Origin of the sequence: Streptomyces niveiscabiei, from assembly GCF_001419795.1 — a bacterium.
In the GTDB taxonomy this organism is placed as follows: Bacteria; Actinomycetota; Actinomycetes; order Streptomycetales; family Streptomycetaceae; genus Streptomyces; species Streptomyces niveiscabiei.
Map to the genome: position 1 here is coordinate 1 of NZ_LIRL01001027.1, position 7,419 is coordinate 7,419.

2 protein-coding genes, 1 pseudogene and 1 CRISPR repeat array are annotated in these 7,419 nt (G+C 70.9%); all 3 genes and pseudogenes read right to left on the reverse strand.

What is annotated here, in order from left to right:
• Positions 1–1,102 precede the first annotated feature (1,102 nt).
• Positions 1,103–1,270, reverse strand: coding sequence for a hypothetical protein (locus tag AOK24_RS49430; RefSeq protein ID WP_162947387.1), 168 nt, complete (start codon positions 1,268–1,270; stop codon positions 1,103–1,105).
• Between the two features lie 982 nt (positions 1,271–2,252).
• Positions 2,253–2,831: a CRISPR direct-repeat array (repeat unit 29 nt; unit sequence GTGGTCCCCGCGCACGCGGGGGTGTTCCC).
• A gap of 1,347 nt (positions 2,832–4,178) precedes the next feature.
• On the reverse strand, positions 4,179–4,310 hold the full coding sequence (locus tag AOK24_RS52410; protein WP_276206889.1) for a hypothetical protein: 132 nt from the start codon (positions 4,308–4,310) through the stop codon (positions 4,179–4,181).
• A gap of 443 nt (positions 4,311–4,753) precedes the next feature.
• Positions 4,754–7,419 (reverse strand): annotated as a pseudogene (locus tag AOK24_RS39100) (hypothetical protein); the annotation flags it as partial.

Below are 7,419 nucleotides of genomic sequence, written 5' to 3' on the forward strand. Positions count from 1 at the left end.
CCGGGGGGCCTTCGGGGGCGCACCAGCGGGCGGTGGTCTCCAGGCCGACGTGGTGCTGGGGGGTGTCGGCGGTCGGGTCGTACAGGAGGCCCGTGTCGTAGAGGCGGGTGACCTTGCAGAAGTAGATCTCCAGGTCGATGGGGTAGAGCAGGGGTTCTAGGTCGCCGGGGCGGGTGCCGGTGACGACGTTGCCGCCGATCAGGTCGGTGACGCCGAAGGCGAACGCTGCGGCGGTCAGGGAGCCGGCGCGGTGCCAGAAGCGGGCCGCCTCCGGTGGGGTGAGCCGGGTGCCGGTCAGCTGCCAGGGGCCCTCCGTGCGGATCGGGGCCCACTGGGGCGGGGGTTCGATCCACTCCTGCCACAGGTAGCCCTTCTCGGCGCCGGGCCAGCAGGCGAGCAGCGGGAGGCGGACCTCGCCGGAGGCCGGGGGCGCCGCGTCGAGGAGGCCGAACAGGGAGGTCGGCGGGCCGGTCTCCGGCTCCGCCGTGAAGAGGAGTTCGCCCGACGCCGGGCGCGGTTTGTAGGCGATCCTGGCGCCGCCCGCGCACTCCAGGCGCAGGACGCGCTGCCGTCCGTTGTGGGTCTCCTCGCCGTGCGTCCACAGTCCGACGACCGGGCCCCAGAATGCCGGATTCCCCGGCCAGCAGGTCGCGGTGTCTCTCTGTAGTCTCTCCAGGAAAAGCGTGAGAAACGCCTCGCAGCGTGCCGCCCATTCCTTGACGCGGTCGCGTGTGTAGTGCGGTNNCACCAGTTGTCCAACCGCTCCAGCAGGGCCAGGAGCGGCCCGAACCGGGGTTCCCCGAGCGCCTGCGCGAGCATCCGCGCGTCGCGCTCGCCGCCGAGTAGGCGGTCCGTCGCGACCGTTCCCTCGGGGCCGTCCGCGACCACGGGCGGGAACAGGGCGCCTGCTCCGCCGGCGCGGATCGCTTCGACTATCTTCCGTGCCGCGTACGGCAGTTCAGCGCCTTCATCCCTTACCTCGTCGTCAGGGGCTCGCATCTCCCACAGCGTCCCCACATCCACCCGCGCATCCGGCAAAGCTGCCCCTCCCCGCTCGTGCCGTCCGGGTGGCACCGCCGTCGACGGCACCACCCGGCGCGCGTCAACAGCAGTAGATCCTCGAGCACGTGCCGCATGAGGTACCGCTGCCCGAGTTCATCGGTGACGTGAGCGGTGGAATATCTTGTTCCAGATCGCCGATCACCAGGTCGAATACGTCATCCGCACTCTCTTCCGACCCGATCCGGCCCTTTTCCTCGACAGCCTGCATGAACAGCCTCCTGTCGCACTGGGTATTGGAACCGTCAATCAGTACAACGGGGGGAAATGGGCATGTCAAGGGTATGGGATTGCTGTCGCATGGCCCTGGCGGAGGAATTCCGGGGCTCCGGGGGTGAGCCCGAGACCGCCGCACGGGCCCGTGCCACGCAGGAAGCGGTCAAGCTCGGCGCTGGTGCCGGTGGTTGCAGTGCCCCTCCCCCGCCATGAGCACCGAACGGGTGAAGGCCAGCGACACCCAGGGCACACCGGACACTCGGACTGCGACATGTCGGCCGCCCAGCCCCGTTCACCGCACTCCGTTCCGGAAGCGACCCTCGGCGAGGCGGAGAACCCGGCACCGGCAAGGTACTGACCTGTGACTTCATCAACAAAGTCAGGGCAGATCATCCGATTTCCCCCTACTTGACTCCCCTCGATTCAGCTCGACCCTGGAGGCGTGCCCATTGGCGGGCACACCTCTCCATGCATTCGCATTAGCTAAGTCGACATTGCCCAGGTTGCAGATCGGACGGCACTCAACCATCTCAACCTCTGCCCAGAAGGCAGAAACTGCGGCTCCCGAAAGCACCTTGTTGATGAATGCCATGGACACCAAGGACGATCTGCACTTCGCCCAGCAAACGTCCATGCCGACGCCCGGCGGGCCGGCCCGAGCTCCCAACCGTGCAAGCTTCGAGGACGCAGCCCAAGACCCCCGGCGCCAACAGCGACCCAGTCCAGCCACACCCTCGAAACAACCCCTGACGACCAGCAGCGTTCCGTACGATTGGCATCTCGACGCCGGAGAGACCAATGCCCTTCACACCCGCGACCAGCCAACACGCGAACCACAACAACCAGCGCTGCGTCACCAGCCCAAGCACTCCCCGCCCCTCTCCTCCAGCAAGCCGCCACCAGTGACCAAATTGTCCGTTTCTCTACAAGTAACGAAAAACAGCCCAGCAGCCAGCTAAAGCCCCAGCTCACGCAGTGTGGTCCCCGCGCACGCGGGGGTGTTCCGATCAGTGTCAGCCTCGCCGAAGGGCAGGACGTGTGGTCCCCGCGCACGCGGGGGTGTTCCCCTCCAGCACGTGAATTCGGCACACTTCGCCTCGTGGTCCCCGCGCACGCGGGGGTGTTCCCAGCGTGGCGCCCTGCTCGTACGCCCTGACCGTGTGGTCCCCGCGCACGCGGGGGTGTTCCCGAGACGTATCCAGGCGTTGGAGCATTCGGGAAGTGGTCCCCGCACACGCGGGGGTGTTCCCCGCACCGAAGCACTCCGCGCAGCCCTCGAACAGTGGTCCCCGCGCACGCGGGGGTGTTCCCGCCCGCTTCACGACCCACGCTGGGGTCATGGAGTGGTCCCCGCGCACGCGGGGGTGCTCCCGGCTTGGCGGTCTCCGGCTCGCAGATTCATTCGTGTGTCCCCGCGCACGCGGGGGTGTTCCCTCCGCGACGACGGCGGAACCGCGCTGCGCGCTGTGGTCCCCGCGCACGCGGGGGTGTTCCCAGGTCCTGTTCACCCGGCCCGTGCCGAAATCCGTGGTCCCCGCACACGCAGGGGTGTTTCCAGCGGCCGGCGCGAGGACCCGGGACGAGGACCTGCGGTCCCCGCACACGTGGGGGGTGTTCCCTCCTCAACCGGCAAGGGGGGCCGGGGCTCTCGTGGTCCCCGTGCACGGGGTATTCCTGCGGTGGTGATCATGTCTTTGTGCGAGGTGGCGGCTCTGCTGCTTAATTCGGTGTCCTGGCAGCGAGTTGGTGGCTGAGGCGGGTGAGTCTGCTGGGCCAGGGTGTGAAGGGTGGTTGGCTGGGGTTCCAGGGGGTGTCGAGGCGGATGACGTTGACGGCGGTGGTGGAGAAGGCGTACTTGGAGGCGGACTTGGGCAGGCCGCAGTAGCGGGCCCGGCGGAGGCCGGTGACGTCGAGGGTCTGGTTGATGGTGCCCTCGGTCCCGGCGTGGAGGGCGTGTTTGGTCTTCCAGTCTTGGTGGCCTGGTCGGCCCAGGCTTCGGTCAGGGGCTCGTGGAGTTCCTTCGGGCGGAGGCTGAGGGTGCGGGTGCCGCGTGCGGAGGTCGTGTACTTGTCCTGGACGGGGCGGGCATGGCCGTCGGTGCGGGCGAATTGGATGGCGTCGCGGCCGGGCTGCCGGATGGGGAACCAGCCGGTGCTGGTGCGGACTTGCGGGCGGCGGGCCTGGCGGACCTTCCAGTCGATACGGAAGGCGCTCTTCTGGAATCCGGCGCCAGTCCTGGCCTGCGGTGAGTGGTCGAGGAGGGCCGGGGGGCCATGGTGATGCCATGGTCGGCGGCCTCATGGATGAGGTCCGCGGGCGGGTAACCGGCGTCGAGGTAGTGCTCACCTGGGGTGAGACCCTGGTCGGCGAGATTCTGCTGGACGGGGCGGGGGGCCTTGACGTCCGGGGTGCTTGCCTCGGTGGTGAGAACGTCCGTGATCAGCCGTAACGGCAGGGCCTCGGCTTCGGCTTCGGCTTCGGCTTCGGCTTCGGCTTCGGCTTCGGCGGGAGTGGCACAGGTTTCGGTGAGGTGGATCTTGTGGCCGAGCCGGAACAGGTCGTCGCCCTTGGCCGCCCGGGCGGGACGCCTTCCTTGTTGGCGTCCCGCTTCACGATCACCTTCCGTCCCCGCGCGTCGGTGGACACGTAGTCGGTCTGCACGAGCATCCTGCACGGGAACGCGACCGGCTCGATCTCCCGCAGCCGCCCCGGGTGCCCGGCAGAGCGCCGGTGCGTCCTGCCCGAACACCCCGGCCAGCCGCTCACGTCTCGTCCTCGACGACGGCCTCGTCCACCCGCTGACGCGTTCCTCGCAGCGATGGGCGAGTTCGGGAACGTCCACAGCGCCGGTCTGCCAGCCCGGGGCCGCCACCGCAAGAACCTCCAGCGCCGCCCGTACGCTCTCAACCGCGAATTCGGTCCGGTTCGGTGCGCTGCTGGCCACCGGCCCCGACCAGGCCCTGGTCACGGCAGACCTCCAGAAGCCGACCGAACACCACCTGCTCCACGCCGATCGCGCGGACCATCATCGCCACGGCCTGCCGGTCGGCCAGGTTCTCCGTGAACTAGACCACCGTAACCAGCCTCCGAACGCCCCGGTGAACGGCTCGTCCCCGAACACCTCACCCAGCTGAATCGCGCAGCAGAGTCCACGAAACGGACAAAGCCCCCCTCCACCCCATGTTTCCGCAGGACGCGCGTACGGGACCCGCGCCCCTCGCCGGGCCACCACGACTCGATCGCGGTGATGCGGTTCCCGCCTTCGGCCAGGGCGTGCACTCCGACCCGATCGAGGCTCCAGGAAGCCTTCTCGGACGCCGCACGACACGGGTTCACTGACGTGCACGAAGGTCCGTTCCTTCGAAGGGGGATACGTCTGCTGCTGGAGAACCACGGAAGGGGAGGCCGACATCGTCCTGATCTCACCCGCGCCTCCCGCACCCCGAGCCCGCCAGGTCACCGCCGCTCGTTCGCCCGCCTACAGACTCGGCAGGCGCAGAGTGGTCAGACCGGTCGGGGTGAGGACGCCGAGGAGGTGGTCGTCGATGATGGTGAGGGCGGTGACCTGGGTGCCCAGGTGGATGCGGCAGGGGACGGTGTCGGTGTCCGCGTCGTAGAAGGAGAGGGTCTCGTCCTGGGCGAGGACGAGGGCTGTGCGGTGGTTCTGGAGGGTGTGGAGGAGGATGCGGTCGCCGCGGCCGATGGTCCGGTGCCAGGAGGCGATGGAGGACACGGACGTGCCGTGGAGCTGGTGGACGCTGTCGGCGGTGGCCAGCACGATGTCGTCGTGCCAGGTGCCCAGGCTGAGGACGGTGCCCTTGTCGTACCGGCCGAGGACTCTGTCGCCGCGCAGGGTCCAGTTGTCGAGGGCGTAGGAGAGGGCCTCTCCGTCGCGGAGGGCGTAGATCTCGCGGAAGCCCTGGACGCGTTGGAGGAGGACGAGGAGGCCCCGGGGATGGGTGGCCACCTGGAAGTCGGTGACGAAGGGGGCGCCGAAGGAGATGTCCCAGCGGTGGAGTTGCCGCCCGGTCAGGTCCCAGACGGCGAGGTAGCTGACGCAGAGGCCGACGAGCACGTCCTGCCCGTCGAGGCGTGACATGCGCAGGTGGGGCGAGTCGCCGCGCCGTACTCCGCGCAGGAGGACGTCGCGGCCGGGGTCGCCGAGCAGTTCGGCGCGGAGCCTGCGCCGCAGTCCCGGTGTCGGGGAGTACAGCACGGGTGGGGCCCCCGGACGTCCGGCGGCCTGCGAGAAGTGCCGGCCTCCGTGGGCGAGGGGTTCCCCGCAGGCGGCGTCGACGATCAGCGGTGGCCCGGAGCTGCGGGGGTGGACCAGCACCGGCCGCCCGTCGACGGCTCCGGCGGCCAGGGAGGGCGCGCCGGTGCCGGAGAGGACCGAGCGTTCGTCGGCGGCTCCTCGGCGCAGGGGCCAGATCCGCAGGGGGCTGCGGCTCTGCTGCCAGGACACGACCGAGGGTGTGCCGTCGGGTCCGGCCACGACTCCGGCGAACCGGGTCCCGGGGCGCGGGTCGTCGGGGGTGCGCCAGTCGACCTTGCCCCGGGCGCCCACGAACTCGGCGCCGCCGGGGACCGCGTACATCAGGAAGGGCGTGCCCTGCACGCGCACGAACCGGCAGCCGTCGGGGGCGGGGTGCGGCCACATCCACTCGGAGAGGGTGGCGGTGTGCTGGTGCACCCGGCAGCCGGACGTCCGGAACACCCGGGTGTGCCGGGTGGCGGCCAGGACCCGGCCGTCGAGTACGGCGAGCGTCAGGATCTCCTCGCCCCGGCACTCCCTGACCGTGTCGGGCGCGGGCACGGCCTGTGCCGGGAGCGCCGACGGGTCGAGGGTCCAGATGAGGACGGTGGCGAGTTCGTGGACGGTGTGCTTCTCGCCGGACCCGTGCGTTCCGATGCCGTCGCAGGCGACCGCGACGGTCAGCCGTCCGTCGTGGCTGCCGAGGGCGACGGCTCGCGGCCGGAGGCGGCTCTCCGGGCGGGCCGGGAGCCGCAGGTACACCGGGTCGCGTCCGTGGGACAGGTCGACGAGTTCGACGGACTCCTGGGTCAGGCGGGCGGCCAGGCGTCCGCCGTCCGTCTCCGCGACGGCCCACGCGGTCCACGACGGCCACCGCTTGCCGTCGCCGAGCGGCAGGGCTTCCCGGGTGGCCGGGTCGAAGGCGACCGGCGGCTCCCCGAAGGCCCGTTCGACGACGAGGAGCCGCCCGCTCGGGGTCATCGCGCGGACCTCGAACCCCGTCGGGCCCGGCAGTGTGCCGAGGAGTTCCCCGCTGGCCAGGTCCCAGACCCGCAGCCCGTCGTCGTACTCGGCGGTCACGAGGAGCTGGCCGCGCTCCGACTCGACGACGGCGACGCCGACGACCGCGGAGTCGAAGGCGCCGATCGTCCGGTACGGGGTGGCGGCGCGCAGCGGCAGCATCCACCGCGTGTCCCAGGGCAGGTCCGGTGCCCGGCCCCGGATGGCCTCCGCGAGGTCGGTCGCGTCGGACTGGAGGGCGGCGAGCCGCAGTTGGGCGTAGCGCACGCCCTGGTCGCGCTCGCGGGCCAGGACGACGCCGACGCGTTCGTAGGCGGTGCGGGCGGCGACGGCCTGCGGTGTCGTCACCCGGGTGAGGGCGCGCTGGAGGGCGACCGGCTCGGCGGTGAGCAGGAACAGCGGGTCCACGACGAGTTCGTCGAGGGTGCCGGCGGCTGCGGCGTGCGTGGCGAGGTGGTCGCGTACGTAGGGCTGTGCGGCGCTCCAGTCGCGCAGGCCCGTGGCGGGGTCGACGGGCACCGAGTCCAGCAGGGCTCCGGTGACGGCGGCGGAGGTGTCGGCGGCTGTGGCGCGCAGTTCGTCGGCGAAGGACTCGTGGTAGAGGCGGTAGACGGACCGGCCGTGGGAGTCGAGGGCTTCGACGATGTGGGAGTCGGCGTGGTCGAGGATCCAGCGGATGTCGTCGGGTCCGGTGGGGACGGCGGAGACGGCGGAGGCGATGGCGGGCCACAGGCCGGTGGAGGGCAGGCCGGCGCCTTCGGAGAGGGCGAGCGGCAGCAGGAGGGTGCCGGCGCGCCCGGATTCGGGGCCGAGGCGCTGGTCCAGGGCCCAGCGGAAGGCGGGTCCGGCGGGGCGGGGGCTCTTGGCGG